Annotated in this window: 25 protein-coding genes and 1 tRNA gene; 14 read left to right on the plus strand and 12 right to left on the minus strand. The window is 64.9% G+C overall.

Annotated features, from left to right (window positions below; genetic code table 11):
• Position 1: 1 nt before the first annotated feature.
• Positions 2 to 86 (minus strand) — tRNA-Ser (locus GSQ95_RS10945).
• Positions 87 to 213: 127 nt separating this feature from the next.
• Here GSQ95_RS10945 and GSQ95_RS10950 point away from each other — a divergent pair.
• The 7 genes from GSQ95_RS10950 (at position 214) to GSQ95_RS10980 (ending at position 4345) form a co-directional block, all read left to right on the plus strand.
• A complete protein-coding gene (locus tag GSQ95_RS10950) occupies positions 214 to 882 on the plus strand; it encodes a Bax inhibitor-1/YccA family protein (protein ID WP_158895084.1) in 669 nt (222 codons plus the stop codon).
• A gap of 49 nt (positions 883 to 931) precedes the next feature.
• Positions 932 to 1327: a sulfurtransferase complex subunit TusD gene (gene tusD, locus GSQ95_RS10955; RefSeq protein ID WP_158895082.1), complete on the plus strand. Its 396-nt coding sequence runs from the start codon at positions 932 to 934 to the stop codon at positions 1325 to 1327.
• A gap of 1 nt (position 1328) precedes the next feature.
• Positions 1329 to 1685: a sulfurtransferase complex subunit TusC gene (gene tusC, locus GSQ95_RS10960; RefSeq protein WP_158895080.1), complete on the plus strand. Its 357-nt coding sequence runs from the start codon at positions 1329 to 1331 to the stop codon at positions 1683 to 1685.
• A complete protein-coding gene (gene tusB / locus GSQ95_RS10965) occupies positions 1682 to 1981 on the plus strand; it encodes a sulfurtransferase complex subunit TusB (RefSeq protein ID WP_158895078.1) in 300 nt (99 codons plus the stop codon). Before tusC ends, tusB begins: the two co-directional genes overlap by 4 nt.
• A gap of 2 nt (positions 1982 to 1983) precedes the next feature.
• Positions 1984 to 2298, plus strand: coding sequence for a TusE/DsrC/DsvC family sulfur relay protein (locus GSQ95_RS10970; RefSeq protein WP_133859216.1), 315 nt, complete (start codon positions 1984 to 1986; stop codon positions 2296 to 2298).
• On the plus strand, positions 2295 to 3278 hold the full coding sequence (locus tag GSQ95_RS10975; protein WP_158895076.1) for a glycosyl transferase family protein: 984 nt from the start codon (positions 2295 to 2297) through the stop codon (positions 3276 to 3278). The genes GSQ95_RS10970 and GSQ95_RS10975 overlap by 4 nt, the downstream gene beginning before the upstream one ends.
• A gap of 65 nt (positions 3279 to 3343) precedes the next feature.
• Positions 3344 to 4345: a glutathione S-transferase family protein gene (locus GSQ95_RS10980; protein ID WP_158895074.1), complete on the plus strand. Its 1002-nt coding sequence runs from the start codon at positions 3344 to 3346 to the stop codon at positions 4343 to 4345.
• Positions 4346 to 4347: 2 nt separating this feature from the next.
• On the opposite strand, the gene cysG is transcribed toward GSQ95_RS10980, so the two are convergent.
• The 5 genes from cysG to GSQ95_RS11005 are packed head-to-tail and all read right to left on the minus strand — an operon-like array spanning position 4348 to position 11526.
• Complete coding sequence (cysG, locus tag GSQ95_RS10985; RefSeq protein ID WP_158895072.1) at positions 4348 to 5742, minus strand: siroheme synthase CysG; 1395 nt, start codon at positions 5740 to 5742, stop codon at positions 4348 to 4350.
• On the minus strand, positions 5742 to 7019 hold the full coding sequence (gene serS, locus GSQ95_RS10990; RefSeq protein ID WP_158895070.1) for a serine--tRNA ligase: 1278 nt from the start codon (positions 7017 to 7019) through the stop codon (positions 5742 to 5744). Before serS ends, cysG begins: the two co-directional genes overlap by 1 nt.
• Before the next feature lie 47 nt (positions 7020 to 7066).
• Positions 7067 to 8395: a replication-associated recombination protein A gene (locus GSQ95_RS10995; RefSeq protein WP_158895068.1), complete on the minus strand. Its 1329-nt coding sequence runs from the start codon at positions 8393 to 8395 to the stop codon at positions 7067 to 7069.
• 9 nt (positions 8396 to 8404) lie between these two features.
• Entirely contained in the window at positions 8405 to 9028 is a 624-nt protein-coding gene (lolA, locus tag GSQ95_RS11000; protein ID WP_007162303.1) for an outer membrane lipoprotein chaperone LolA, read from the minus strand.
• 17 nt (positions 9029 to 9045) lie between these two features.
• Positions 9046 to 11526, minus strand: a complete 2481-nt coding sequence (locus GSQ95_RS11005; protein WP_158895066.1) for a DNA translocase FtsK — start codon at positions 11524 to 11526, stop codon at positions 9046 to 9048.
• A 255-nt stretch (positions 11527 to 11781) separates the two neighbouring features.
• Between GSQ95_RS11005 and aat the strand changes: the two genes are divergently transcribed.
• From aat to infA, 3 genes are all read left to right on the plus strand, one after another.
• Positions 11782 to 12471: a leucyl/phenylalanyl-tRNA--protein transferase gene (gene aat / locus GSQ95_RS11010; RefSeq protein WP_158895064.1), complete on the plus strand. Its 690-nt coding sequence runs from the start codon at positions 11782 to 11784 to the stop codon at positions 12469 to 12471.
• A 35-nt stretch (positions 12472 to 12506) separates the two neighbouring features.
• A complete protein-coding gene (locus GSQ95_RS11015; RefSeq protein ID WP_158895062.1) occupies positions 12507 to 13214 on the plus strand; it encodes an arginyltransferase in 708 nt (235 codons plus the stop codon).
• A 94-nt stretch (positions 13215 to 13308) separates the two neighbouring features.
• Positions 13309 to 13527, plus strand: coding sequence for a translation initiation factor IF-1 (infA, locus tag GSQ95_RS11020; protein ID WP_002553999.1), 219 nt, complete (start codon positions 13309 to 13311; stop codon positions 13525 to 13527).
• A 71-nt stretch (positions 13528 to 13598) separates the two neighbouring features.
• On the opposite strand, the gene clpA is transcribed toward infA, so the two are convergent.
• On the minus strand, positions 13599 to 15869 hold the full coding sequence (clpA, locus tag GSQ95_RS11025; RefSeq protein ID WP_158895060.1) for an ATP-dependent Clp protease ATP-binding subunit ClpA: 2271 nt from the start codon (positions 15867 to 15869) through the stop codon (positions 13599 to 13601).
• Between the two features lie 48 nt (positions 15870 to 15917).
• A complete protein-coding gene (gene clpS / locus GSQ95_RS11030; RefSeq protein WP_007162298.1) occupies positions 15918 to 16274 on the minus strand; it encodes an ATP-dependent Clp protease adapter ClpS in 357 nt (118 codons plus the stop codon).
• Between the two features lie 220 nt (positions 16275 to 16494).
• Between clpS and cspD the strand changes: the two genes are divergently transcribed.
• On the plus strand, positions 16495 to 16770 hold the full coding sequence (cspD, locus tag GSQ95_RS11035) for a cold shock domain-containing protein CspD (RefSeq protein WP_158895058.1): 276 nt from the start codon (positions 16495 to 16497) through the stop codon (positions 16768 to 16770).
• Between the two features lie 2 nt (positions 16771 to 16772).
• On the opposite strand, the gene GSQ95_RS11040 is transcribed toward cspD, so the two are convergent.
• Positions 16773 to 17093 carry a SelT/SelW/SelH family protein gene (locus tag GSQ95_RS11040; protein ID WP_158895056.1) on the minus strand — a complete coding sequence of 107 codons (321 nt, stop codon included), beginning with the start codon at positions 17091 to 17093 and terminating at the stop codon, positions 16773 to 16775.
• A gap of 71 nt (positions 17094 to 17164) precedes the next feature.
• On the opposite strand from GSQ95_RS11040, the gene GSQ95_RS11045 reads away from it, so the two are divergent.
• Complete coding sequence (locus tag GSQ95_RS11045) at positions 17165 to 19363, plus strand: patatin-like phospholipase family protein (protein WP_158895054.1); 2199 nt, start codon at positions 17165 to 17167, stop codon at positions 19361 to 19363.
• Here GSQ95_RS11045 and GSQ95_RS11050 read toward each other — a convergent pair whose 3' ends face one another.
• From GSQ95_RS11050 to recQ, 3 genes are all read right to left on the minus strand, one after another.
• Complete coding sequence (locus GSQ95_RS11050) at positions 19364 to 21565, minus strand: FimV/HubP family polar landmark protein (RefSeq protein ID WP_158895052.1); 2202 nt, start codon at positions 21563 to 21565, stop codon at positions 19364 to 19366.
• Positions 21566 to 21804: 239 nt separating this feature from the next.
• Entirely contained in the window at positions 21805 to 22242 is a 438-nt protein-coding gene (locus GSQ95_RS11055) for a MarR family transcriptional regulator (protein ID WP_007162293.1), read from the minus strand.
• 73 nt (positions 22243 to 22315) lie between these two features.
• Positions 22316 to 24454: a DNA helicase RecQ gene (recQ, locus tag GSQ95_RS11060; protein ID WP_158895050.1), complete on the minus strand. Its 2139-nt coding sequence runs from the start codon at positions 24452 to 24454 to the stop codon at positions 22316 to 22318.
• A 162-nt stretch (positions 24455 to 24616) separates the two neighbouring features.
• Between recQ and GSQ95_RS11065 the strand changes: the two genes are divergently transcribed.
• Both GSQ95_RS11065 and GSQ95_RS11070 read left to right on the plus strand, forming a co-directional pair.
• Positions 24617 to 25201: a YecA family protein gene (locus GSQ95_RS11065; RefSeq protein WP_158895048.1), complete on the plus strand. Its 585-nt coding sequence runs from the start codon at positions 24617 to 24619 to the stop codon at positions 25199 to 25201.
• 3 nt (positions 25202 to 25204) lie between these two features.
• Positions 25205 to 25603 (plus strand): YbaN family protein, encoded by a 399-nt coding sequence (locus tag GSQ95_RS11070; RefSeq protein WP_158895046.1) that lies wholly within the window; start codon positions 25205 to 25207, stop codon positions 25601 to 25603.
• The last annotated feature ends 97 nt before the right edge of the window (positions 25604 to 25700 follow it).

Genomic DNA, 25700 nt, shown 5'->3' on the forward strand with positions numbered 1-25700 from the left:
GCGGAAGCGCAGAGATTCGAACTCTGGGACCCTTGCGAGTCGGCGGTTTTCAAGACCGCTGCCTTAAACCACTCGGCCACACTTCCGTAAGAGGGGCGCATAGTACCTGATGGCAACACACTGTCAAACAGTCGCAAGCGATCCTTAAGCAACATTTGCTATCTTCGGGGTCGTACGGTACACCACACCGTTAATCTAGCTTTGGAGTACACCATGAACGAGCGTCAATACGCCTATAACCCTGCCATCGCGCAACCGCGGGACGTCAGCCGTGTATTGCGCAACACCTATGCCCTGCTGGCCATGACCCTGGCGTTCAGCGGCCTGGTCGCCTTCGTCTCGCAGCAGATGCGGCTGCCCTACCCCAACATCTTCGTGGTCCTGATCGGCTTCTATGGCCTGTTCTTCCTGACCGTGAAGACCCGCGACAGCGGCTGGGGTCTGGTCAGCACCTTCGCGCTGACCGGCTTCATGGGCTACACCCTGGGCCCGATCCTGAACATGTACCTGGGCTTGCCCAACGGGGGCAGCGTGATCGCCTCCGCCGCCGGCATGACCGCCCTGGCCTTCTTTGGTCTGTCGGCCTACGCCCTGATCAGCCGCAAGGACATGAGCTTCCTCAGTGGCTTCCTGATGGCGGGCTTCTGGATCCTGCTGGGCGCCGTGGTGCTGTCCTTCTTCGTCCAGATCAGCGGTCTGCAACTGGCCATCAGCGCGGGCTTCGTGCTGTTCGCCGCCGCGGCCATCCTGTTCCAGACCAGCGCCATCGTGCACGGTGGTGAAGACAACTACATCATGGCTACCATCACCCTGTACGTCTCGATCTACAATATGTTCATCAGCTTGCTGCAGATCTTCGGATTTGCCAGCAGCAACGATTGATCATCAGCGGTAGCCCGAGAGGCCCGCTTCGGCGGGCCTTTTTACATCCATGAAATTTGCCATCGTTGTCCTTTCTCCACCCCAGGCGCCCTCGGCGCGTCGAGCCCTGCGCTTCTGCGAGGCACTGCTGGCCGGGGGGCACGAGCTGTCGCGCCTGTTTCTCTATCGCGACGGTGTCCATAACGCCTCCCATGCCCTGGTCAGCGGCCAGGACGAGTCGGATCTGCCCGCGCGTTGGCGGGAGCTGATCGAACGCCACCAGATCGACGCCGTGGTCTGCATCGCCGCCGCCCTCAAGCGTGGGCTGCTGGACGAGAACGAAGCGCGGCGCTATGAACGTGAGGGCGCGGTGAACGTGCGGGCGCCCTGGCAGCTGTCCGGTCTGGGCCAACTGCATGAAGCGATACAGGACGCCGATCGCCTGCTCTGCTTTGGAGGCGACTAGCATGGCCAAGAGCACCCTCGTCATCTCCCGCCAGCCGGCACTGAGCGGCCCCGGTCCGCGCGAGGCCCTGGATATCGTACTGGCCGGCGGTGCCTTCGAACTGCCCCTGGCGCTGCTGTTCGCAGGGCCTGGCGTGACCCAGCTGCTGGCCGCCGACAGCGCTGCCCTGGAGCAAAAGGATCTCAGTGCCAACCTTTCCGCGCTGCCGCTGTTCGGTGTCGAGGCCATCTACGCCGAAGCCTCCGCCCTGCAGCGCCTGGGTATCACGCCCGAGCAACTGCCCGCCTGGGTGACACCACTGGAGCCCGAGGCCCTGGCAGCGCTGATTCATGAATACGACCAGGTGATTTCCATTTGACTACCCTGCACCTGTTTTCCCGCTCGCCGCTGCTGGACGCCGGCGCCCTGGACGGCCTGAGCTGGGTCCGTAGCGAGGACACCGTGCTGCTCACCGGCGCTGCGGTCGAGGCCCTGCGCCCTGGCAGCGTTGCGGCCGAGCGGCTGGCCCGACTTCCGGCCGAGGCAGCACTCTATGCCCTGGCGGAGGATGTCCAGGCCCGTCGCCTGCACCCCGAACGAGCCGTGACCCTGATCGACTACCCCACCTTCGTCGACCTGAGCGTGAGCTGCGCCAAGGTCATCAGCTGGACCTGAGCATGCCTCCTCTCGACCTCGACCCCGAAGGCTATCTGCGCGACCTCTCTCAGTGGAGTCCGGAAGTGGCCCAGCAACTGGCACTCAAGGAAGGCATCGAGCTGACCGAGCGCCACTGGCAGGTGCTGCAGGCGCTGCGTGACTTCTACGCCCACTTCCAGCTTTCGCCGGCCAATCGGCCGCTGATCAAGTACATTGCCCAGACGCTGGGCCCGGAACTGGGCACCAGTCTGCAGCTCAACCTGCTGTTCAAGGGCGCGCCGGCCAAGCTCGGCGCCAAACTGGCCGGCCTGCCGAAACCGGATAACTGTCTATGACCTTCACCACGCCCGAAGAACATCCCTTCGCCGTCTATGTCTGGGCCCTGGGCAAGGGCAAGCGCGGCGCCCGCAGCCTGACCGAGGCCGAGGCGGAAATGGCCATGGGCCTGATCCTCGACGGCCGGGTGACCGATGCCCAGCTCGGCGCCTTTCTCATGCTGCTCAGGCACAAGGAAGAGAGCGCCGAGGAGCTGGCCGGCTTCACCCGCGCCGTCCGCGCGCGCCTGCAGCCGCCAGGCTTCACGGTCGACCTCGACTGGCCCTCCTACGCCGGCAAGAAGCGTCATCTGCCCTGGTACCTGCTGGCGGTGAAATGCCTGGCCGGTAGCGGCGTGCGGGTGGTCATGCATGGCGGCGGTACCCACACCGCGGGCCGACTCTATACCGAACAGTGCCTGGCCGACCTGGGGATGCCGACCGCCACTGACTGGCAGGGTGTCGGCACCCTGCTCGATCGTGGTCAGCCGGCCTTCCTGCCGCTGGCCGCCTGGATGCCGGCCCTGCAGCGGATGATCGATCTCAAGGCCGAGCTCGGCCTGCGCTCGCCGATCCATTCCCTGGTACGGCTGCTCAACCCCAGCCAGGCGCGTTGCATCCTGCAGAGCATCTTCCACCCCGGCTACCAGGAGGTGCATCGCGAAGCCAGTTGCCTGCTGGCTGACGACAGCATCGTCATCAAGGGCGAAGGGGGTGAAGTCGAGCGCAATCCCGATGTCATCGCCCACCTCTATGGCACCCGTGCTGGCGAAGCCTGGGACGAAATCTGGCCGGCGCTGACCGAGCGCCGCCAGGTCAAGCCGGAGCGCCTCGATCCGGCCCTGCTGGCCGCTACCTGGCGCGGTGAAGCGGAAGATCCCTATGGGCGCCTGGCAGTCACCGCCACCCTGGCCGTGGCCCTGCGTGCCCTGGGTCAGGATCAGGCCAGCGCCCAGCGTGAAGCCGAGCGGCGCTGGGAAGCGCGCGAGCGGACGCTCTGACGTCACCTCAGGAACCCGGAGCGGCTCCCCGGGTTCCTAACCGCAACGTAGCGGAGGATGACGATATGGGCTTGTTGGTCGATGGACAGTGGCAGGACCGCTGGTACGACAATGGCAAGGATGGCCATTTCAAACGGGAAGAAGCCCAGCGTCGCGACTGGATCGCCCGCCCCGAGCAAGCCATTCCGCAGGGCGCCGCACGCCATGCCCCCGAAGCCGGTCGCTACCAACTCTATGTGTCCCTGGCCTGCCCCTGGGCGCACCGCACCCTGATCTATCGCCAGCTCAAGAGCCTCAGAGATCTGATCGGCGTCTCGGTGGTCAGCTGGCTGATGCGTGAGGAAGGCTGGACCTTCGACCTGGCCAGGGGCGCCAGTGGTGACGATCTCTATCATCTCGACCGCCTCTACCAGCTCTATCAGCGCGACCAGGCCGACTACACCGGGCGGGTTACCGTCCCGGTGCTCTGGGATCGTCAGGAAGAGCGCATCGTCAGCAACGAATCCGCCGAGATCATCCGCATGTTCAATGGCGCCTTCGATGACCTGACCGGCAATCGCCTGGATCTCTACCCGCAGGCCCTGCGCGGTCGCATCGATGCCCTCAACGACCGTATCTATCCGAAGGTCAACAATGGTGTCTACCGAGCCGGTTTCGCCACCACCCAGGAGGCCTACGAAGAAGCCTTCGACGAGGTCTTCGCCACCCTCGACGACCTGGAAAAGCTGCTGCAGACCCAGCGCTATCTCACCGGCGAATGGCTGACCGAAGCCGATTGGCGCCTGTTCACCACCCTGATTCGCTTCGACGCCGTCTATCACGGCCACTTCAAGTGCAACCTGCGGCGCATTCGGGATTATCCGGCGCTACAGGGATGGCTGAGGGAGCTGTATCAGTGGCCGGGGATCGCCGAGACCGTGGACTTCCAGCACATCAAGCACCACTACTACGGCAGTCATGCGCAGATCAACCCGACCGGTATCGTGCCCAAGGGGCCGGCCCTGGAGCTGGACCTGCCCCATGGCCGCGAGGCCCTGAGCGGAGCCGGGATCCAGGGCGCGGACTGAGATCAGACCGCCGCCTGGGCGCCTTCGAACCAGGCCAGCTTCTCGCGTAGCGCCACCACTTCGCCGACGATCACCAGGGTCGGCGCGTGGACCTCGTGCTCGGCCACCAGTTGCGGCAGATCCTGCAGGGTACCGGTGAACACCCGCTGATTGGGCGTGGTGCCCTGTTGGACCAGCGCCGCCGGCGTTGCCGGATCCTTGCCATGGGCGATGAGTTGCGCGCAGATGGTCGGCAGCCCCACCAGGCCCATGTAGAACACCAGGGTTTGCCCTGGCGCCACGAGATCGGTCCAGGGCAGATCGGCCGAACCGTCCTTGAGATGGCCGGTGACGAAGCGCACCGACTGGGCATGGTCTCTGTGGGTCAGGGGAATGCCGGCATAGGCGGCACAACCACTGGCCGCGGTGATGCCCGGCACCACCTGGAAAGGAATGCCTTCGGCTGCCAGCTCTTCGATCTCTTCGCCACCGCGACCGAAGATGAAAGGATCGCCCCCCTTCAGCCGTAGCACCCGCTTGCCCTCCTGGGCCAGCTTGACCAGCAGGCGATTGAGATCGTCCTGGGGCACCGCATGCTCGGCGCGCCGCTTGCCGACATAGATGCGATCGGCATCGCGCCGGCACATGTCGAGGATGGTCGGCGCCACCAGGCGATCGTAGAGCACCACATCGGCCTGCTGCATCAGCCGCAGGGCGCGGAAGGTCAGCAGATCCGGATCACCGGGACCGGCGCCGACCAGATAGACCTCGCCGCGAAAACTGGCCGTCTCGCTGTTCAGCTTGGCTTCCAGCAGTTGCTCGGCAGCCTGGGGCTGGCCGGAAAAGACCTTTTCCGCGACCTCGCCCTGGAACACCTCTTCCCAGAAGATCCGCCGCGCCTGCAGGTCGGCGAAGCGGCTCTTCACCCGGGCGCGAAAGCGCTGGGCGAGTTGCGCCAGCTGGCCATAGGTCGCCGGAATCCAGCTCTCCAGCTTGGCGCGCGCCAGGCGCGCCAGCACCGGGGCGTCACCGCCGCTGGAAATGGCGATCACCAGAGGCGAACGATCGACGATGGCCGGAAAGATCACGGTGCACAGCTTGGGCGCATCCACCACGTTGACCGGCAGGCCCAGGGCCTGGGCATCGTGGGACACCGTCTCGTTGACCTCGTCATCGTCGGTGGCCGCGATCACCAGGCAGTGCCCGGCGAGGTGATCCGCCGCATAGCGCTCGACCCGGCAACTGCCGCCCCGCGCCTCGACGAAGGCGCGTACCTCCGGCTCGATTTCCGGCGCCACCAGGGTGATGCGCGCGCCGGCTTCGGCCAGCAGCACGCTCTTGCGCAGGGCGATATCGCCCCCGCCGATCACCAGTACCGGACGACCATCGAGCTTGTGGAAGAGCGGCAGGTAATCCATCAGCCGATGACCTCGAGGCCGCCCATGTAGGGCTTGAGCACCTCGGGGACGCGGATGCTGCCGTCAGCCTGCTGATAGTTCTCCAGCACGGCGACCAGCGTACGACCCACGGCCAGGCCGGAGCCGTTGAGGGTGTGCACCAGCTCGGGCTTGCCCTCGGCGTTGCGGTAGCGGGCCTGCATGCGGCGCGCCTGGAAGTCACCGCAGTTGGAGCAGGACGAGATCTCGCGATACTTGCCCTGGCTCGGCACCCAGACTTCCAGGTCGTAGGTCTTGGTGGCGCCGAAACCCATGTCGCCGGTGCACAGCGACAGCACCCGGTAGGGCAGTTCCAGCCGTTGCAGCACGGTCTCGGCGTGACCGGTCAGCTCTTCCAGGGCCTGGAAGGAGGTGCTCGGCTCGACGATATGGACCATCTCCACCTTGTCGAACTGGTGCTGACGGATCATGCCGCGGGTGTCGCGACCCGAGGCCCCGGCTTCGCTGCGGAAGCACGGGGTATGGGCAGTGAACTTCAGCGGCAGGCGCTTGGCATCGAGGATCTGGCCGGCGACCAGATTGGTCAGGGTCACCTCGGCGGTGGGGATCAGGTAGAGATCGCTCTCGCCTTCGCGGCCGATCTTGAACAGGTCTTCCTCGAACTTGGGCAACTGACCGGTGCCCTGCAGGGTCTCGGCCTGCACCAGGTAGGGGGTATAGGTCTCTTCGTAGCCATGCTCACCGGTGTGCAGGTTGAGCATGAACTGCGCCAGGGCACGGTGCAGCCGCGCGATGGGGCCGCGCATCACGGCGAAGCGGGCGCCGGAGAACCGTGCAGCGGTCTCGAAATCCAGCCAGCCGTGGGTCTCGCCCAGGGCAACGTGGTCCTTGATCTCGAAATCGAAGTCGCGCGGGGTACCCGAGCGACGGACCTCGACATTGTCGTCTTCGTCCTTGCCAACCGGCACCGAGGCGTCGGGCAGGTTGGGCAGGCCCAGCAGCAGGGCATCCAGTTCGCCCTGGACCCGATCCAGCTCGCGCTTGGCTTCTTCCAGTTCACTGCCCATGCGATCGACCTCGGCCAGCAGCGGCGCGATGTCCTCGCCACGCGCCTTGGCCTGGCCGATCCCCTTGGAGCGGGCATTGCGCTCGGCCTGCAGGGTCTCGGTGCGGGTCTGCACGGCCTTGCGACGGGCTTCCAGCGACTCCACCAGGCTGACGTCAAGAACGTAGCCACGGGTCGCCAGACGTGCGGCCACCTCCTCGGTTTGGGTGCGAACCAGTTTCGAATCAAGCATGTCCGTGTCTCTTGCTTAGGAATGGGGGCAGCCGTGCGGGCGGGGCGTCAGGAACGCGGCCGGCGCTGACGCGGGCTGGACCGATCGAGGTCCGCCAAGTGCTGCAGTTTATCGCGGATCTTCAGCTCCAGCCCACGGGGAACCGGCTCATAGTAGCGGCGCGGCTCGAGTTCTTCGGGAAAGTAGTCCTCTCCCGCGGCATAGGCTTCGGGCTCATCGTGGGCATAGCGGTATTCGTCGCCATAGCCGAGGTTCTTCATCAGCTTGGTCGGCGCATTGCGCAGGTGCAGCGGCACCTCACGCGAGCCGTTCTGGCGCACGTCGGCCAGGGCGGCCTTGTAGCCCATATAGACGGCGTTGCTCTTGGGCGCGCAGGCCAGATAGACGATCGCCTGGGCAATGGCCAGCTCGCCCTCCGGACTGCCCAGGCGCTCCTGGACATCCCAGGCGTCCAGGCACAGGCTCAGGGCGCGCGGATCGGCGTTACCGATGTCTTCGCTGGCCATCCGCACCACGCGCCGGGCGATGTACAGCGCATCGCAGCCGCCGTCGATCATCCGGGCGAACCAGTAGAGGGCGCCATCGGGATTGGAGCCGCGCACCGACTTGTGCAACGCGGAAATCTGGTCGTAGAAGGCTTCGCCACCCTTGTCGAAGCGGCGGCGCTGATCGCCCAGCAGACTCTGGAACAGTTCGGCGTCCAGGACACCACCGTCCTCGGCCAGGTCCGCGGCGTTCTCCAGCAGATTGAGCAGTCGCCGACCATCACCGTCGGCGGCGGCCAGCAGCAGCGTCAGGGCGTCGTCCGGCAGACTCAGCTGCCGCTCGCCCAGGCCCTTGGCACTGGTCAGGGCACGGCGTGCCAGGCCGCCGAGGGCCTCGTCGTCCAGACTCTTGAGCACATAGACCCGGGCCCGCGACAGCAGCGCGTTGTTGAGCTCGAAGGAGGGATTCTCGGTGGTCGCCCCGATGAAGATCAGGGTGCCGTCTTCGACATAGGGCAGGAAGGCATCCTGCTGCGACTTGTTGAAGCGATGCACCTCGTCGACGAAGAGGATGGTGCGGCGGCGATACTGGGCGGCCTGCTGCTTGGCCACCTCCACCGCGTGGCGGATCTCCTTGACCCCGGAAAGCACCGCCGAGAGCGTTTCGAAATGGGCATCGGACACCTGGGCCAGCAACCGCGCCAGGGTGGTCTTGCCCACCCCTGGCGGTCCCCAGAAGATCATCGAATGCAGCGCGCCCTGCTCCAGCGCCTCGCGCAGAGGTTTGCCCCGCGCCAGCAGGTGTTGCTGACCCGCGTATTCATCGAGGGTCGCGGGACGCATGCGGGCAGCCAAGGGCTGCCCGACGGGTGCGCTACTGAAGAGATCCATGGGGTGCGATCACTCCTGGATGACGTCGGCTCCCTTGGGCACCTGGAAGGTGAACTGGGACGCGGCCACCGGCTCGTTGAGCTTGACGTTGAAGAAGAGGATGTTGGTTCTCTGACCGGCACCGTCGATCAACTGCATGTCGTTGATCACGCCGTTGCGGAACGACAGCCGCAGGCTGTCGAACAGGGTGTCCTTGGTCTTGGGCTTGAGCACGAAGTCGACCACGTTGCCGGCATCCTTGCTGGTGACGTCGAAGCTGCTTTCGATCTTGGAAATGTCACCCGACAAGAGCAGCGCCGGCGTCTGGGTCAGGCGCAGGTCCAGCTTGCGGATGGTGACCTGTTCCAGGTCCGGATCGTACAGCCAGACCTGCTTGCCGTCGGACACCAGCAGCTGCTCCTGGGGCGCATCGGAATGCCAGCGGAACAGCCCCGGGCGCTTGAGGCTCATGTTGCCGGCGGTTTCCTGCAGACGGGTACCCGACCCATCCAGGGTCAGCTGCGAAAAGCGCGCGGTCAGGGTCTGGGCCTTGTCCAGCAGTTGCGACAGACGACCCACCGACGCCTGGTCGGCATGGGCGGAAAAGCTTACGGCGGCCAGGGCGGCCAGGGCGAAGCAACGCAGCTTGTGCATCGAGGTCCTCATGGATGTCAGTCTCTCACCGGGGCAGGCGCTGTGACCTCGCGCGAGCCGTTGGTGTTCATGGGCGATACGACACCGGCCATTTCCATGGTTTCGATCATCCGTGCCGCCCGGTTGTAACCGATCTTGAGTTTGCGCTGGACCGCGGAGATCGAGGCCCGACGACTCTCGGTGACGAAGCGCACGGCCTCGTCATAGAGCGGATCGTCCTCGTCGCTGTCGCCACCCTCGCCGCTGCCACCGTCGAAGCCCGCACCACCGCCCTCGTCCGGACCGCTGAGGATGTCTTCGATGTAGTCGGGGGCACCGCGCTCCTTCCAGGCCTCGACGACGCGATGGACCTCGTCGTCGGACACGAAGGCGCCATGGACGCGGATCGGCAGGCCGGTGCCCGGTGGCAGGTAGAGCATGTCACCATGACCGAGCAGCTGTTCGGCGCCGCCCTGGTCGAGAATGGTCCGGGAGTCGATCTTGCTCGACACCTGGAAGGCCATCCGCGTCGGGATGTTGGCCTTGATCAGACCGGTGATGACGTCCACCGAGGGCCGCTGGGTGGCCAGGATCAGGTGGATGCCGGCCGCCCGCGCCTTCTGCGCGATCCGCGCGATCAATTCTTCGACCTTCTTGCCGACGATCATCATCATGTCGGCGAATTCGTCCACCACCACCACGATGGTCGGCAGCGTCTTCAGCAGCGGTGCCTCATCGTCCATGCTCTCGCGACGATAGAGCGGATCGGTCAGCGGCGTACCCGCCTCCTCCGCGTCCTTCACCTTGCGGTTGAAGCCGGCCAGGTTACGCACGCCCATGGCCGCCATCAGCTTGTAGCGCCGCTCCATCTCCGCCACGCTCCAGCGCAGGGCATTGGCGGCTTCCTTCATGTCGGTCACCACCGGACACAGCAGGTGCGGAATGCCCTCGTAGATCGAGAGTTCCAGCATCTTGGGATCGATCATGATCAGGCGCGCGTCTTCCGGACTCGACTTGAACAGGATCGACAGGAGCATGGCGTTCACGCCCACCGACTTACCGGAGCCCGTGGTACCGGCCACCAGCAGGTGCGGCATCTTGGCCAGGTCGGTGATGACCGGCTTGCCACCGATGTCGTGACCCAGGGCCAGGGTGACGGGCGACTTGGCCGCCGCGTACTCGGGCGATTCGAGGACCTCGGAGAAGCGCACCATCTGGCGATCCTCGTTGGGGATCTCGATACCCACGGTGGTCTTGCCGGGAATGACTTCCACCACCCGGACACTGAACACGGCGAGCGAACGCGCCAGGTCCTTGGCCAGGTTGGAAATGCGGCTGACCTTGACGCCGGCCGCCGGCTGAATCTCGAAGCGGGTGATCACCGGGCCGGGATGGACGCTCTCCACGATCACCTCGACGCCGAACTCCTTGAGCTTGACCTCGAGCAGGCGCGACATGTTCTCGAGGAATTCCGGCGAATAGCTCTGCTGCTTCTTCTCGGCGCGATCCAGGATCGACAGTGGCGGCAGGGTACCTTCCAGATCCGCGTCGACCCGGACTACGGCGCCCGGCGAATAGGGCGCGGAGACCGGGGCTGGCGCCGCCTTGCGCGGCGGCGGCGTGGGCAGGGCGACACTGGCCGGCGCCGGGACAGGCGCGGCAGCGACAGGCGCGGACTCGGGCGCTTCGGCGACAAAGCGACTGGGCGCGGGCATCTCGATGCGCGGCGCGGCACGCTCCACCCGTGGCGGCGGCGCGACGTCGAGCAGATCGTCGAGGTCTTCGTCTGCGACGGGAATCGGTACCTCGCGGGCCTTGGGCTTGCGCGCAACCGGCGGCGACACCGGCTCGTCGAAGACGTCCAGTTCCGGCGCGTGACGGCGACCGCCGGCCAGGCGGCTGAAGCCACCCTGCACCAGATCCAGCAGGTCGAGTACGACCTTGCCGGTGAAATCCATCACCTTGAACCAGGACAGATCGGTAAAGACCGTCAATCCCAGCAGGAACAGCGCGAGGAACAGCAGCGTGCTGCCCTGGACATTGAGGGCTGCGACCGACAGCTGCCCCAGGCTCTCGCCCAGCGCGCCGCCAGCGGACGCCGGCAGCGCCGACACCGCATGGAAATGGATATAGGCCAGTACCGAACCCGAGATCACCAGCAGGACCAGACCGGTCAGCCGCCAGGAAAACAGCCAACCACTCCACTCCCAGGGCAGGTGCCGTTTGCGGAAGATCTGCCAGGTCTTGACGGCGAGCAGCACGGGGAACACGAAGGCGAAATAGCCGAGCGCCATGAACAGCACGTCGGCCAGCCAGGCACCGGCGCGGCCCGCGGTGTTATGGACCTGATCGATGCGACTGGTGTGGGTCCAGCCCGGATCGGAGGGGTCGTAGCTCAGCAGAGCCATGAGCAGATACAGGCACAAGGCGGCCAGTGCGATGAGCACCACCTCCTTGAGACGATAATGCAGATGCTCACGCCATTGGTTGACGTGGCTGACAGAACTGGATTGCTTCAAGCGCGCTTTTCCCGCACACGGAACGTGTGACCGTGAATCAAAAACAGTGCGCCATTCTAGATCGCCCGGGCCCTGCTTCTACAGTCCCGCGGCGAAACATGGCACGATAGCGGACGGCCGTACCGGAACCGCCTTCAGGCACAACATTGGAGCATTCTTTCGTTGTCCTGACAAAGAGTTATGACGATTTCTTGAGCTTGTTACGCACAAGCCGCACCCTTCGGCTCCACCCATCAGAAGGCGCCCTCCCCTACCATGGTGAAATGGCTGACCCGCGCAAGCCCTGACTTCCCGCCCCTGCAGCAGGCGCTGCGCGAACCCAACGGCCTCCTGGCCATCGGCGGCGACCTGAGCGCGGCACGCCTGATCGGCGCCTATCGTCACGGCTGCTTTCCCTGGTACCAGGCCGGCCAGCCCTTGCTCTGGTGGTCGCCGGATCCCCGCACGGTGCTGTTCCCGCCGGACCTGCACGTCTCCCGCAGCCTGGCGAAAACGCTGCGCAAGACGCCGCTGCGCGTCACCTACGATCAGGCCTTCGCCAGGGTGATCCAGGCCTGCGCCGGTCCGCGACGTGATGCCGACGGCACCTGGATCACCGTGGAGATGCGCCAGGCCTACCAGGAACTGCACGCCCAGGGTTGGGCTCATTCCGTGGAAGTCTGGGACGGTGACCAGCTGGTCGGCGGTCTCTATGGCATCGCCATGGGCAAGCTGTTCTTTGGCGAGTCCATGTTCAGCCACGCCGACAACGCTTCCAAGATCGGCTTCGTGACCCTGGTACGGGACCTGGCCGCCTGGGGCTTCGTGATGATCGACTGCCAGATGCAAACCGCGCATCTGGAGAGTCTCGGCGCGAGCAGTCTCTCCCGGGAACGCTTTGCCGAATACCTGGCCAAATACCTGGATCAGGCCAGCATGGCCGCCTGGCCTACCTTCCACGGGTGACTTACACTCAAGCCAGGCTTATGTAGAGATTCGACATGACCGAGCTGGCGAGACTCAAGTTTTACGCAACCCAGCCTCACGCTTGCAGTTACCTGCCCAACGAGCAGGCGACCACGCTGTTTCTCGACCCCTCGCAGCCCATGAACGGTCAGATCTACGCCGAGTTGTCCGAACTGGGCTTTCGCCGCAGCGGCGATCACCTCTACCGCCCCCACTGCCAGCTCTGCAAAGCCTGCGTTCCCGCCCGCATCCCCGTCGCTCGCTTTCGCCCCAGCCGCAAGCAGACGCGCGTACTCAAGCGCAATCTCGACATCAAGGTCACGCGCTGCGACCCGGGTTTCACCGAAGAGCGCTATCAGCTCTACGCCCGCTATATCAGCGAACGCCACGCCGACGGCGACATGTTCCCGCCGAGCCGCGGCCAGTTCTCCACCTTCCTGGTCAGCCACCTGCCCTACGCCTTCTTCTACGAGATGCGCATCGAGGGCCGCCTGATCGGCATCGCGGTGACCGATGTGCTGCCCAATGGCATGTCGGCGGTCTACACCTTCTACGACCCCAGCGAAGAAAGGCGCAGCCTGGGCGTATTCGGCATCCTCTGGCAGATCGCCGAAACCCGCCGCCTCGGCCTCGATGCGGTTTATCTCGGCTACTGGATCAAAGGGTGTCGCAAGATGTCCTATAAGACCGAGTACCGCCCCATTGAGCTCTTCGTCAATCAGCGCTGGGTCGCCCTGGCCTGACGAAATAGCGCTTTTTCTGAATTTCTGTCAGAATATGGGCCTTTTTCGCCCGGACTGCTCTGGGCCTATCTTGTCACCGAGGGCTTTTCTATATATGTCGAAAGAAGACAGCTTCGAAATGGAAGGTACTGTCGTCGACACCCTTCCCAACACCATGTTTCGTGTGGAGTTGGAAAATGGGCACGTCGTCACCGCGCACATCTCCGGAAAGATGCGTAAGAACTACATCCGCATCCTGACGGGCGACAAGGTTCGCGTGGAACTGACGCCTTACGATCTGAGCAAGGGCCGGATCACTTACCGCGCGCGTTAAGCGAATCCTTTCATGAAAAAGCCCGGCAATGCCGGGCTTTTTCATGAGTGATTGTAAATCGCGACCTGCCCTCAGGCAGGTTCGGCCGTGGTCTCGAACTCGAACTCCAGTTCGTCGTTCACCGCGTCGATGTGGACGATACCGCCATGGTCGGCCAGGTCCCCGAACAGGATCTGCTCGGCCAGCGGCCGCTTGATCTTGTCCTGGATGAGGCGCGCCATGGGACGGGCACCCATCTGCACATCGTAGCCACGCTCTGCCAGCCAGCCGCGGGCGGCATCCGTGACTTCGAGCTGGACACGCTTGTCTTCGAGCTGCGCCTGGAGTTCGGTGAGGAACTTGTCGACGATGCTCTTGATGACTTCCGTGCTCAGGCGACCGAACTGGATGATGGTATCCAGACGGTTGCGGAACTCGGGCGTGAAGCTCTTCTTGATGACTTCCATGGCATCCGTGGTGTGATCCTGCAGCGTGAAGCCGATGGAGGCACGGGATGCGGTTTCGGCACCGGCGTTGGTGGTCAGGATCAGGATCACGTTGCGGAAGTCGGCCTTGCGACCATTGTTGTCCGTCAGGGTACCGTGGTCCATGACCTGCAGCAGCAGGTTGAACACCTCGGGGTGGGCCTTCTCGATCTCATCAAGCAGGAGCACGCAGTGCGGCGTCTTGGTGATGGCTTCGGTCAGCAGACCACCCTGGTCGAAACCGACGTAGCCGGGAGGCGCACCGATCAGGCGCGACACAGTATGCCGCTCCATGTACTCGGACATGTCGAAGCGCACCAGTTCGACGCCCATGGCCTTGGCCAGCTGCCGGGCAACCTCGGTCTTGCCTACCCCGGTAGGACCGGCGAAGAGGAAGGAACCAACCGGCTTGTCCGGAGATTTCAGACCCGCACGGGACAGCTTGATCGCGGTGGACAGGGATTCGATGGCCAGGTCCTGACCGAAGACGGTCAGCTTTAGATCGCGCTCCAGGTTGCGCAGCAGCTCCTTGTCGGAACTGTTGACGGTCTTTGGGGGGATACGTGCGATCTTGGCGACGATGTCTTCGACCTGTTGCACGTCGATGCGCTCGGCACGCCGGTCTTCGGGCTGCAGACGCTGGTAGGCACCGGCTTCGTCGATGACATCGATGGCCTTGTCGGGCATGTGCCGGTCGTTGATGTAGCGCGCAGCCAGCTCGGCGGCGGCACGCAGGGCCTCGTCGGTGTACTCGATATGGTGATGCTGTTCGAAGCGCCCCTTGAGGCCACGCAGGATGCCGTAGGTATCATCTACCGAAGGCTCGACGACATCGACCTTCTGGAAGCGTCGAGCCAGTGCCCGGTCCTTTTCGAAGATGCCGCGGAATTCCTGGAAGGTGGTGGAGCCGATGCAGCGGATCTCACCGGAGGACAGCAGCGGCTTGAGCAGGTTGGAGGCGTCCATCACCCCGCCCGAGGCGGCGCCGGCACCGATGATGGTATGGATCTCGTCGATGAAGAGCACGGCATGGGGCCGCTTCTTCAGCTCCGCCAGCAGGGCCTTGAATCTCTTTTCGAAATCGCCGCGGTATTTGGTCCCGGCCAGCAGCGCACCGAGATCGAGGGAATAGACCACGCTGTCGGCTAGCAGGTCGGGAACCTGACCATCGACGATGCGCTTGGCCAGGCCTTCGGCGATGGCGGTCTTGCCGACGCCGGCCTCGCCCACCAGCAGCGGGTTGTTCTTGCGGCGCCGGGCAAGGATCTGGGCAACGCGCTCGACTTCAGACTCACGCCCCACCAGCGGATCGATACGACCCTGGCGAGCCTGCTCGTTGAGGTTGCTGGCGTAGGCTTCCAGCGGATTGTTGGAGGAGCTGGGTTCGGCACCCTCCTCCTCGGCGGCGTCCTGATCCTGCTCGGCTTCCGGTGCTGCCCCTGGCACCTTGGAGATGCCATGCGCGATGAAATTGACCACGTCGATCCGCGCCACGCTCTGCTGCTTGAGCAGGAACACCGCCTGGCTTTCCTGCTCGCTGAAGATGGCGACCAGGACGTTGGCCCCGGTCACTTCGCGCTTGCCCGAGCTCTGCACATGGAAGACCGCACGCTGGAGGACACGCTGAAAACCCAGCGTCGGCTGGGTTTCGCGCTCGTCGTCCTGCTGTGGGATCAGGGGCGTGGTGGAATCTATGAATTCCAACAGATCGCGCCGCAGACGATCGATGTTGGCGCCGCAGGCTCTCAACACGGTGGCCGCCGCTTCATTGTCCAGCAGCGCCAGCAGGAGGTGCTCAACGGTCATGAATTCATGACGCTTCGTCCTCGCCTCCTTGAAGGCGAGATTCAGGGTGACTTCGAGCTCACGATTCAACATAGCTTCACCTCATAGCCCAAGCAGCACAGTAGCCCAAGCAGCACAGATCTAACTTTCGATTTCGATTTCACACAGCAGCGGGTGGTTGCACTCCCTGGCATATTGATTGACTTGCATGGCCTTGGTTTCAGCGACATCGCGAGTAAATGTTCCGCAGACTGCCTTTCCCTGAGTATGCACAGTAAGCATCACCTGGGTAGCAGCTTCGCGGTTCATGCTGAAGTAGCGCTCCAGCACCTCGACGACGAACTCCATCGGGGTGTAGTCATCGTTATACATCAGAACTCGATATCTGGCTGGCCGTTTTAGTGCAGGTTTTGCCTCCTGCACCGCCAGGCCGCCGTTGTCGCCGTCCTGATGTTCGTTGTCGTCCGCCGCCAGTCGGATGGGGTCGATTACACGCATTCTGATCGATTCCGAATTACGGGATGAAGAGCAGGAAAAAAGAGCTTGATCCACGTCTCAGCCGCCTATTGCCTTGCCTTGACTAAGGCTGAAAGGGTGTTACAAACATCCTGTACCGACGAGGTACCAAGGGTTCCGTTGTAGTGGCGTCTGTGTGGATTCACTGGAACTGTAGTCGAATGATACTCCAGGCTTGGAGTCCTTTGCAGAGGGAGCCGGTATGCTCAGTGGCAAGGTCAAATGGTTCAATAACGCCAAAGGATATGGCTTCATCGTTGCAGATAACAGTGATGAAGACCTATTCGCTCATTACTCGGCCATCCAGATGGACGGTTACCGCACGCTGAAGGCGGGCCAGGCGGTCAACTTCAATATCGTTCAGGGTCCCAAGGGCCTGCACGCCGTGGAGATTCGCGCGGCCGAGGTAAGCGCCCCCGCCGCTACGCCGGCCACCAATACCCTCGACGTGCGGGATACGGTCAGTACGGAAGCCTGATCTCACGCCCCTTCGGGGGCGCCATCTCCCCCTTCGCGCCGCTGTCCTTCGCTGTGCCCCAGGTCGCGCTCCGGAAACAGCAGGTTCCTGACCCGATTCTTCAGCGCTCGGGCATCGGGAAAGCCGCCATCCCTCTTCCGCTCCCAGAGCACCTCTCCGCCACAGGCGATCTCGAACACGCCCCCGGTTCCCGGAAGCAACGTCACACCGCCCAGATCGGTACCAAAGGTGCTGAGCAGCTCCTGGGCCAGCCAGCCCGAGCGCAGCAGCCATTGGCACTGGGTGCAGTAGTGGATGGTGATGATAGGTCCGGCGTCCGCCACGGTACACCTCGCAAGGCCTGGGCTCCCTATAATACGCAGCCCCCGTTCCCGTCCGCCATGTGGTCCGTCCTATGCGCCTGTTGCTGCTGGTAGCCTGCCTTCTCCTGTCTGCCCTGGCCTGGAGTGCCCCGCCGCCGAAGGTCGGCCTGGTGTTGTCCGGCGGTGCCGCCCGGGGACTGGCGCATATCGGCGTGCTCAAGGCCCTGGAGGAACAGGGCATCCAGGTCGACGCCATCGCCGGCACCAGCATGGGCGCGGTAATCGGCGGCCTCTATGCCGCCGGCTACAGCGCCGAGGAACTGGAACGCATCGCGCTGGACATGGACTGGGGCCAGGTACTGTCCGACCAGCCGCCACGCAAGGACGTGCCCTTCCGGCGCAAGCAGGATGACCGGGACTTCCTGGTCAAGCAGAAGCTCAGCTTTCGGGATGACGGCACCCTGGGCCTGCCCATCGGGGTGATCCAGGGCCAGAACCTGGGGATGATGCTGGAAAAGCTGTTCGTGCATACCAGCGATACCCGGGACTTCAACCAATTGGCCATCCCCTTCCGCGCCGTGGCCACGGACATCACCACCGGCGAGAAGGTGGTCTTCGATCATGGTCATCTGCCCCGAGCGATCCGTGCCAGCATGTCGATTCCGGCGGTATTCGCGCCGGTGGAAATCGACGGTCGGCTGCTGGTGGATGGCGGCATGGTCGACAACATCCCCATCGACGTGGCGCGGGACATGGGGGCGCAGCGGGTGGTGGTGGTCGACATCGGCACCCCCTTGCTCAAGCGTCGGGACCTGACCACGGTGCTGGACGTGCTCAATCAATCCACCACCCTGATGACGCGCAACAATTCCCAGGCCCAGCTGGCGACCCTGGGCAAGCAGGACCTGCTGATCCAGCCGCCATTGGCCAGCTACACCAGCGCCGACTTCAGCGAGGTCAGGGCGCTGATCGATGCCGGCTATTGGGCGACCATGGCCATGGCGAACGAACTGGCGGTGTTGCGCAAGGACGCGAAAAGCGAGCGTTCCACGGCCGTGGCAGCCGCTCGCGCGCCCAGCAGCCGCACCCCGGTCATCGACGCCATCCGCATCGAGAACGACTCCAAGGTCGAGGACGAGGTCATTCGTCACTACATCCGCCAGCGCCTGGGCGAACCCCTCAATGTCGAGCGGCTGCAGGACGACATGAGCACCCTCTACGGCCTGGATTACTTCGACCAGGTGGAGTACCGCATCCGCCGGGACGGCCCTGGCGACAACGTGCTGGTGATCTATGCCCGCGGCAAGCGCAGCGGGACGGATTTCCTGCGGCTGGGCCTGAATCTATCGGACGACCTGCGGGGCGACAGCGCTTTTAACTTCGGCGCCAGCTATCGCATCAACGGCCTCAACCGCCTGGGCGGCGAATGGCTGACCCGGATGCAGATCGGCGATCACCAGGAGCTCTACAGCGAGTTCTACCAACCCCTGGATGTGGGCTCACGCTACTTCATCGCCCCCTACGTCGGCGGCGAGGCCCGCAACATCGAGCAACTGGAGCGCAACGACCCCATCGCCGAATACCGGCGCGAGCGCTATGGCTTTGGCCTCAATGTGGGTCGGCAGATCGGCAACAAGGCCGAGGTGCGCCTGGGTATCGGCCATGACTGGGGCAGCACCAAGGTGCATGTCGGACCGCGCGACACGCCGGAGGAATCCTTTACCGAAGGCTTCTACGAGTTGCGCTATTCATTGGACGATCTGGACGACGTGAACTTCCCGCGGGAGGGCCAGGACCTGGCGTTGACGCTCAAGCAGTTCGATCCGAGCCTGGGGTCGGATTCGCGCTACCGGCAGCTGGACCTGCACCTGAACAAGGCGCTCAGCTATGGCTACAACACCTTTGTGCTGGGGGGCGGCCTGGGGCGCACCCTGTCGACGGACAGCGACACCAACGTGGTAACCAGCAGCTTCCTGCTGGGAGGTGCCTGGCAGCTGTCGGGCTATCGGCAGGATGCCCTGTCCGGCCAGAATTACGGCCTGGCGCGGCTGATCTACTACCACCAGCTCACGCAGCGCTCGCTGTTCCCGCTGGATACCCCGGTCTATCTGGGCGGCAGCCTGGAACAGGGACGCATCTGGAATCGGGATGATGACTACGACAGCGGCAACATCAGCGCGGCCAGTCTGTTCCTCGGACTGGACACGCCGCTGGGACCACTCAGGTTCACCTATGGCCTGAGCGACCAGGGCGAACACGCCTTCTACATCAACCTGGGCAACAGCTTCTGATCAGGCGATGCGCGAGAGCAGGATCTCGGCCCGCTCGCGCTGACTGTCGCTACCTTCGCTGACGATTTCCTGCAGCAGCGAGGTGGCGTGCTGGACGTCGCCCTGATCGAGACAGGCCTCGGCCTCGGCAAACCGCCGGGCAATGGCATCGGCCATGAAGTGCTCGTCGAGACTCAGGTCCAGCTCCATGACCGCCGGCAACTCGCCCAGACCTTCGGGGAAGTCGTCTTCCAGGGAGACTTCCAGGGCATCGACCTGCTTCCACCCGGAATCGGCGTCCAGCTCTTCGGTCAGGGCGATGGCCTCATCGAGACTCAGATCCGCCAGATCCAGATCGTAGTGCTCCTCGGTCACCGGCGCAGGTACCGCCGGCTCGGCAAACTGCAATTCCGCCGACCATTCACTGGCCGGCGCATCGAAGGCCGGCAGGTCGAGGTCCAGATCGTCCTCCAGCAGGGGCTCCACCGGATCGGCGGACATCCCGGGAAACTGGGCGTGCAGTACCGCGAGGCTCGCCGCCACGCCCCCCAGCGCCAGAAAACGCTGCTCGTGCTCTCTGAACGCCTGAGCCTCGCCCAGGGTGGCCAACACCCGGAGCAACAACAGCCGCAGATCCTGGCGCCGATCATCTTCGGCCAGGCCGCTTTCCAGCACTTCCCGCGCCTGGCCATAGCGGCCATAGGCGATGTAGATCTCCGCACGACCGGCATGATCGTCGACCGGCGCCGGACTGGCGGCGACGGCTGCGGGCTTGGTCCTGGACTTGACAACCACCGGCTGGGTAGCGGCCAGCACCGGCTCGGGCAAGGGCTCGACCATTTCGACACGTTCGACGTCGTCCGCGTCGTCGAAGACGACGTCTTCCGCCTGCCGCCGGCGCCACCAGAGCACACCGGCCAGGGCCAGCAGGGCTGCGCCACCCGCCAACAGCAGCGAGCGCAGAGACAGCAGCCCTTCGTCGGTACTGCCCGCGGCAGGACTGGAGGCGACGGGCGCCGCCTGAGCGGCAGGGCTTTCCGGTGCCGGCGGCGCGGGGGCGGGCGTCGGCGTGGACAGGGCCACCGAACGCGCCTGCTTCAATTGCTGCTGCAGACCTTCACGGTCCTGCTGGAGCTGCTCGATCATCACCTCTTTCTGGGCCAGCAGTGCGTCGTAACGCTCCTGCAGCTGAGTCAGCTGACCTTCCAGGTCGCCGACCTGACGCCCGAGATCCTGCGTCACCAGCAGGGGCTTGGTGTCTTCGGCAGAGCTTCCGGCCGGCTGCGGCGTGGCTGCCGCCGGCGCCACCGACTCCGCTACCGGTGCCGGCGCAGCAACAGGTGCAGCGGCAGATGCTGGCGCAGCAGGTGCCGGTGCCGGGGCGGGCGCCGTGGCCACTGGTGCGGCGGGTACCGGGCTGGGCGCGGGCGGCGTGGTCTTGGCCGCTACCGGCTGCCGCGGCGCAGGTTCGCTGACACCCACGGGCAGACGCAGGCGCTGACCGGCCTTGAGTCGTCCGGGATCATTGTTGGCGAAGGACGCCGGATTGAGGGCGAACAGATCGGCCATGAGCTGCTCGGCCGATCGATTGGCCATGGGCCCCAGTCGCTTGGCGATGCTCCAGAGGGTGTCCCTGGGACGCGTCTGATAGACGCCCTCCCCGGCGGCCAGGTCTGGCGAGGGCGCCAGCCCCTGGCGCGGCGCAGCTACGGTTTGGCGGACCACCGGATCGGCGGCCGGCGCGGCGGCGCGAGCGGGCACCGCCGGAACGCGCGCCGGGGCGATACTGGCGACGCTGGTAGGCGCGCCACCACTGCGTGGCGGATCCACCAGCAGGGTGAACTCGCGCAGCTGCTTGCCGCCCGGCTGTTCCAGCTGAACGATGAAGCCCAGATAGGGCTCGACCAATGAGCGGCGCGAGGTCACTTCGACATAGCTGCCCGCCGCCGTGCGCAGGTGCGGGGTGAACTTCAGATCGTCGAGGAATTGGGTGCGATCCACGCCGGCCTGGGCGAAGGCCTCGTTCGCCGCCAGATGGATGCGGAAGTCCTCGGCACCGGCATCGCCGATGTTGACCAGTTCGATCCGCGCGCGCAGAGGTTCGTTGAGCGAAGACTGCAGGGTGATGCCCCCCAGGCCGAGCGCGAACGCCGCTTGAGGAAGAGGGGTCAGCGCGGCGGCCGACAAAAGAACAAAGGCAAGGGGACGGCGTTTCGCGACCATGGATACCGCTGCGTCAGGTATTCGAGGAAACCGGTGTTTTAGCGCGGTGGCTCACAAAAATCGCCTCCGCTACGCTGGAACGTAGCATCGATACCGACAGACGGCAAACCGATGGCCGCGCGCGCAGCAAAGCGGCCAAGGCTGGCCAGGAGCGCCAGCAGCGATGCCAGACGCTCCGGCCAGACCCGACGCCGGGGCTGAGCGGAGGAACCCGGGCGATCCCAACCGCCAGACGGCGGTCAGCCGCGCTCGAGATTGGCCAGGACGCGCTGATGCACCTGCTGGCAGATGGCGATCTCTTCATCGTCGAGGCCGCTGAGCAGTTCCTTGCGCAGGGCTTCGGCGATGGTCTCGATCTTCTCGATCAGCGGACCGGCTTCCTGGGTCAGCATGATGCGCTTGGCGCGACGGTCCTCGGTGACCGCCAGACGCTTGACCAGACCCTGCTTTTCCAGGCCGTCCAGCAGCCGTGCCAGGGTCGGCCCCTCGATGCTGATGCTCTGGGCAAGCTCGCGCTGGGTGGGCTGGACGCCCTTCATCCGGGCCAGGTTCAGCAACACCTGCCAGCGCGCCTGAGACAGCCCCAGGTGACTCAGGCGCCGGTCTAGCTCGGCGCGCCAGGCACGGGAGACGTGGAAGATCTGGCGGCCAAACAGGTGTGGATCGGTAGGGGTCATTCAGGCTAAACCTTGTACTTGGATTTTCTCATTATTCTGGTTACAGGCATGGCGGGGCAACCGCCGCGCCTCGCTAGTCCGCCAATTCCGCCTGCAGGGCTGCCCGCACACAGTACAGCGCGCCACTCGCCACCCGCCCCTCGAAGCGCGCGGCGACATGGGCTACCGGCGGCAATTCGCCCTCGTCTTCGAGGAAGGCATCCTGGATTTCCGCCAGCAGATCCTCTGGCAGGTCGAGGGCCTGTTCCAGGGCGATCTGCTGCCCGGCGATGGCTTCGGCCAAGAGTGCATAGACATTCTTTTCCGAGCAATTGAGCTGCCGCGCAGCCTGCTCGGGCGTCATGCCGGCGCGTACCAGGGTCAGCACCTCGTGGCGCACGTCAGCGACCGGCGGCGGCGCGGCGTCGCCGTCATTGAGGACGTCGAGGAAGGCCTGGCCATACCGCTCCAGCTTGCGTGCGCCCACGCCGCTGACGCGGCTCATTTCGTCCAGCGAGCGCGGCTGGCTGCGCAGCATCTCCAGCAGGGTGGCGTCGGGGAAGATCACATAGGGCGGCACCGAATGCTCTTCGGCCAGCTTGCGTCTCAGGGTACGCAGGACCTCCCAGAGTTCGCGCTCGTCGGCGCGCACCAGCTGGCTGGCGGCACTGGCCGAGCCGCTGCCACTGCTGCCCCGGCCACGCTGAGGCTTGGGGTCACGGCGCAATTCGATGCGCACCTCGCCGCGCAGGAGCGGCCGGCAACTCTCGGTCAGGCGCAGGCCGCCATAGCCGTCGACGTCCACCTCGGCCAGGCCGCGGGCCACCAGCTGGCGGAACAGGGTGCGCCACTCGTCTTCGCCACGGGCCTTGCCCAGGCCGAACACGGCCAGCCGCTGGTGGCCGAGGCTGGTGATCTTTTCGGTCTCGCGACCGAGCAGGATGTCGACCAGGTGCCCTACCCCATAGCGCTGACCGCTGCGGTAGATGGCCGACAGCGCCTGGCGCGCCGGCTCGGTGGCATCCCAGGTCTCGACGGTGTCGATGCAGTTGTCGCAATGGCCACAGGGCTGGGGCAGGTGCTCGTCGAAATAGGCCAGCAGCACCTGGCGCCGGCAACGGGTTTCCTCGCACAGCGCCAGCATGGCTTCGAGCTTGTGCCGCTCGATGCGCTTGTGGCGCTCGTCGCCCTCGGAGTTCTGCATCATCTGCCGCAGCAGCAGCACGTCCTGCAGGCCGTAGGCCATCCAGGCGTCAGCGGGCAGGCCATCGCGACCGGCCCGGCCGGTTTCCTGGTAGTAGGCTTCCAGACTCTTGGGCAGGTCGAGGTGGGCGACGAAGCGCACGTTGGGCTTGTCGATGCCCATGCCGAAGGCGATGGTGGCGACCATGATCAGCCCTTCTTCGTTGAGGAACCGCTTCTGGTTGGCGGCGCGCACGTCATTGGGCAGGCCGGCGTGATAGGGCAAGGCGGGGAAGCCCTGGTTGCTGAGCTGCTCGGCCACCTCCTCGACCTTCTTGCGCGACATGCAGTAGACGATGCCAGCATCACCGCGACGCTCGACGAGAAAGGCCAGCAGCTGCTTGCGCGGCGCTTCCTTGGGCACGATGCGGTAGAAGATGTTGGGGCGATCGAAGCTGGAGAGAAACCGCTCGGCCTCTTCCAGATGCAGGCGGCTGGCCATCTCTTCGCGGGTGCGGGAATCCGCAGTGGCGGTAAGCGCCAGGCGCGGCACGCCGGGGAAGTGTTCGGCCAGCTGGCCGAGCTGCATGTATTCCGGACGGAAGTCATGGCCCCACTGGGACACGCAATGGGCTTCGTCGATGGCGAACAGGGCGATCGGCAGGCGCTTGAGAAAGTCAAGCATGCGCGGCTGGACCAGGCGCTCGGGGGCGAGATAGAGCAGCTTGATCTCGCCGCGCTCCAGCTGCGCGGCGACGGCTCTCTGCTGCTCGCCGGTCATGGTGGAGTTGAGCGCGGTCGCCGACACACCCAGTTCCAGCAGGGTGGCGACCTGGTCGTCCATCAGCGCGATCAGCGGCGAGACCACCACGGCCACGCCCGGCCGCAGGAGCGCCGGCACCTGGTAGCACAGGGACTTGCCGCCGCCCGTGGGCATCAGCACCAGCGCATCGCCACCGCTGGCCACACGCTCGATGATCCGGGCCTGGTTGCCACGGAACGCGTCGTAGCCAAAGACGTCTTTAAGGATGCGCAGCGCGGGTTCTGACATGAAGCCTCCTCGAATGGAAAGGCCATTATACGGATGCCGGGGTCACTGCGGCGGTGCTTTTCCGTCGGCCGGCCCCAGGCCGTCGAGTTCGACGTGACCCGGGCGCTCGTCTACAATTCCGGCCGTTCTGCCCTTTCGAATCCTTTCCGAGGTAAGTAGCCGATGTCCTTCGCCGAACAATTGACCCGTCTGCGCGATTTTCTCGATGCAGACGATCTGCACGAAGAAGCGCTCGACTACGTAGCCGCCCATGGCTACCTGACCGCCCTGTCCATCTGCCCGGAAGAGGTTCCCGAACGCGAGTGGATCGATGCGCTCTTCGCCGAGCCACCGCAGTATCGCGATGCCGCCCAGCAGGAAGAGATCGAGCGCTCCCTGGTGCAGCTCAAGGCGCACATCCTGCGTGTGCTGGGCAGTGACGAAGAGCTGGATCTGCCCTGCGACCTGGAGCTCGGCCCGGAGCCGGACGATTCCGAGCTGCGCGGCTGGTGCATCGGCTTCATGGAAGGGGTGTTCCTGCGCGAAGCCGTGTGGTTCGAGGACGCCGAAGACGAAGTCAGCGAGCTGCTGCTGCCGATCATGGTCGGTTCGGGTCTGTTCGACGAACAGCCGGAATTCGCCGAGATCGCCCAGGACCGCCGCCTGGTCGCCGACATGATGGTGCAGATTCCGGAATTGCTGACCCAGCTGTTCCTGCTCTGCCATTCCCCCGAAGAAAAGCCGGCGCTGCTGAAGCCGCGTCACTGAGCGATGGACGAGGCCACTCCGGGACCCCGCCAGCGCAAGGGCTGGGTCCGCTACCTGCTGCTGGGCATCGGCTGGCTGAGCGTGGCCCTGGGCATCATCGGCGCCTTTCTGCCGCTGCTGCCCACCACGCCCTTCCTGCTGCTGGCCGCGGCCTGCTTCATGCGCAGTTCGGAGCGGTTCTACCTGTGGCTGATTAACCACAGGTGGCTCGGGCCCTGGGTCAAACCCTATCTGGAAGGCGACGGCATCCCGCTCAAGGGCAAGGTCTACGCCATCGTCGCCATGTGGATCAGCGTGGGGTTTTCCTGCTGGCTGGTGCCCTATGTCTGGGCCCGGGTGGCGGCTTTCACCAGTTGCGCGGCGGTGACGGTCTACCTGCTCAGGCAGAAGACCCGGCGCTAGCCAGCGTCAGGCATGAAAAAAGGGCGATCAGTGATGATCGCCCTTTTTCGTGGGTGACGCTGGCGGCGTCAGGCGGCCCTGGCCATGGGGGTCGGGG

The organism is Pseudomonas sp. BAV 4579 (genome assembly GCF_009765395.1).
GTDB lineage: Bacteria > Pseudomonadota > Gammaproteobacteria > Pseudomonadales > Pseudomonadaceae > Chryseomonas > Chryseomonas aestiva.